Consider the following 2,575-nt stretch of genomic DNA (forward strand, 5'->3'; position numbering starts at 1 on the left):
GATTTCGTCTTGGCCGCGCGCGCCAAGGGATTATCACGCCGCCGCATCGTGCTCGCCCACGTCGCCCGCAATGCACTGCTGCCGCTGGTCACCATGCTCGGCCTGCAGTCGGCGCAGATGCTCGGCGGCAGTGTCGTCATCGAGAGCGTCTTTTCCGTGCCCGGCCTCGGCCGGCTGGCGCAGGAGGCAGTCGCCTCCCGCGATACGCCGCTTCTGCTCGGCATTATTCTCACCAGCGCCGTCCTGGTCATTGTCATCAACCTTGCCGTCGACATCGCCTATGCCTTCCTCGACCCGCGCGTCGGCGCCTGCGAGGCCGGCGCATGAGTGCCCTCCGCCGCTTTCTGCGCACGCCCGAGGCGGTCGCCGGCGCCATCCTCCTGGCGGCGCTGATCGCCATGGCACTGTCGGCGTCGCTGCTGTTCCCCGGCGATCCGCAAGCGATTGCCGGGCCGGCGCTGCTGCCGCCGTTCCAGGACTGGTCGCTCCCGCTTGGCACCGATCGGCTTGGCCGCGACGTGCTGGCCGAGCTTTTTCATGGCGCCCGCACATCGCTGGCTGTCGGGATCGCCGCCGCGGCCGCCGCACTTGTCGTCGGGGCAGTGGTCGGCACATTGGCCGGCTTTGCCGGCGGCCTCGTCGACGAGGTGCTGATGCGCATCACCGACGCCTTCCAGACCGTGCCGAGTTTCCTGCTGGCACTGGCCTTCGTCAGCGTCGTCGGACCGTCGCTCGGCATCGTCGTGATCGCCATCGCGCTCGGCACCTGGACCGGACCAGCCCGTGTCGCCCGCGCGGAAGTCCTCTCCATTCGCGAACGCGATTATGTCGCCGGCGCCAGGGTCATCGGCATGCACCCGCTGGCGATCGCCTTTCGCGAGGTGCTGCCCAATGCCTTGCCGCCGGTGCTGGCGATGTCGTCGGTGATCGTCGCCGCGGCGATCCTCACCGAGGCGGCCTTGTCGTTCCTCGGCCTGGGCGATCCCAACCGGGTCACCTGGGGCGGCATGATTGCCGAAGGCCGCGCTGTCCTGCGCACCGCGCCCTTCCTGTCGATCGTCCCGGGCATAGCGCTGGTGCTGACCGTGCTCGGCGTCTATCTCGCCGGTGAAGGCATTGTCGAGACGACGGCGGTCAGGAGAGGCCTGTCGTGACCGCGCTGGCTTCGATCCGCGACCTGACGGTGACCTACCGCCGCGACGGCAGCGAGGTGGCGGCGCTGAAGGATGTCAGCCTCGATATAGAGGCTGGCGAGCGCTTGGCCATCATCGGCGAAAGTGGCTCGGGCAAGAGCACGCTGGCGCTGGCGATTGCCGGGCTGTTGCCGGCAAGCACCAAGACTGAAGGAAAGATCGATTGGTTCCTACCGTCGGCGTTGGGCGCCAAGGCACCTCCCTCTGTCCTGCCGGACATGTCCGGCAGGACAGAGGGGGGCCTCGTAGAGCACAGACCGCAAAAGCTCTTCACCAGATCAAGTCACCCTCCCCGCGGCGGCCGCGATATCGGTTTCGTCTTCCAGGACCCATCCGCCAGCCTCGACCCCGTAATGCCAATCGGCAAACAAATCGCCGAAGTCGCCCGCACCCATCTCGGCCTCACCTGGTCCCAGTCCTATGCCAGGGCCAAAACCCTGCTCGAACGCGTCCGCCTGCCCGATCCTGACTCGGCCCTGCGCGCCTTCCCGCACCAGCTTTCCGGCGGCCAGAAGCAGCGTGTGGCGATCGCCGCCGCCATTGCGGCCGGTCCGAAATTGCTGATCGCCGACGAAGCGACCAGCGCGCTCGATACCATCGTGCAGGCCGAGATCGTCGCCTTGATCCGACGCCTGGTGACCGAGGACGGCATGACGCTGCTGTTCATCAGCCATGACATCGCGCTGGCGGCCGAGCTTGCCGGGCGCATCGCCGTTTTCCGCCATGGGCAGTTGGTCGAGCTTGGCATGACGGCGCAGATTGTCGGCGCCCCGGCCCAACCCTATACGCGCGCATTGCTCGATGCCGATATCGGCCTCGACACCAAGCCGCTGCTGAACCGAGCCGGGCTCCACGCATGAGCCTGCTGGCGGTGTCCAACCTCACCAAGCGCTACCGTCGCGGCGACAACACCATCGCTGCAGTCGACGATGTCTCCTTTCACATCGAGCCGGGCGAAACGCTGGCGTTGGCCGGACCCTCCGGCAGCGGCAAATCGACGATCGCGCGGGTGGTGCTGCGATTGATCGAGCCGGACGACGGACGCATCGAGTTCGAAGGCGACGATTTCCTGGCCCTGCGCAGCGCAGCACTGCGTGCCCGCCGCGCGCGCCTGCAAATGGTGTTCCAGGACCCGCTTGCCGCCTTCAACCCGCGCGCCACAGTGGCGCGTGTGCTCGACGATCCCTTGCGCATCCATGGCATCGCTTCCCGCAGCGAGCGCCCGCGCCGCATCGCCGCCTTGCTGGAGCGCGTCGGGCTGACGGCGGACCTCGCCCCGCGTGCCATCCATGAAATCTCAGGCGGCCAGCGGCAGCGCGTCGCCATTGCCCGCGCCATCGCCACGAAGCCGTCGCTGATCGTGCTCGATGAAGCGGTGTCGG

General features: G+C 67.8%; 4 protein-coding genes. All 4 read left to right on the forward strand.

Annotation, left to right across the window (positions count from 1 at the left end):
- Positions 1-327: ABC transporter permease (locus tag ENZ74_RS28540; RefSeq protein ID WP_164761276.1), on the forward strand; the 327-nt coding region annotated here is incomplete at its 5' end.
- The gene (locus tag ENZ74_RS28545) at positions 324-1,154 is read left to right on the forward strand and encodes an ABC transporter permease (RefSeq protein WP_063169055.1); all 831 of its coding nucleotides are present in this window, start codon (positions 324-326) and stop codon (positions 1,152-1,154) included. The genes ENZ74_RS28540 and ENZ74_RS28545, both read left to right, overlap by 4 nt.
- Positions 1,151-2,053, forward strand: a complete 903-nt coding sequence (locus tag ENZ74_RS28550; RefSeq protein ID WP_063169056.1) for an ABC transporter ATP-binding protein — start codon at positions 1,151-1,153, stop codon at positions 2,051-2,053. The genes ENZ74_RS28545 and ENZ74_RS28550 overlap by 4 nt, the downstream gene beginning before the upstream one ends.
- The coding region (locus ENZ74_RS28555; RefSeq protein ID WP_164761277.1) for a dipeptide/oligopeptide/nickel ABC transporter ATP-binding protein at positions 2,050-2,575 on the forward strand (526 nt) is incomplete at its 3' end. The genes ENZ74_RS28550 and ENZ74_RS28555, both read left to right, overlap by 4 nt.

The organism is Mesorhizobium sp. M7A.F.Ca.CA.002.15.2.1 (assembly GCF_003998715.1).
Classification (GTDB): Bacteria; Pseudomonadota; Alphaproteobacteria; order Rhizobiales; family Rhizobiaceae; genus Mesorhizobium; species Mesorhizobium ciceri.

What these genes read in the sequence shown, in the direction of transcription:
- ENZ74_RS28545 (WP_063169055.1), top strand. Translation starts at nt 324, where the DNA reads ATGAGTGCCCTCCGCCGCTTTCTGCGCACGCCCGAGGCGGTCGCCGGC.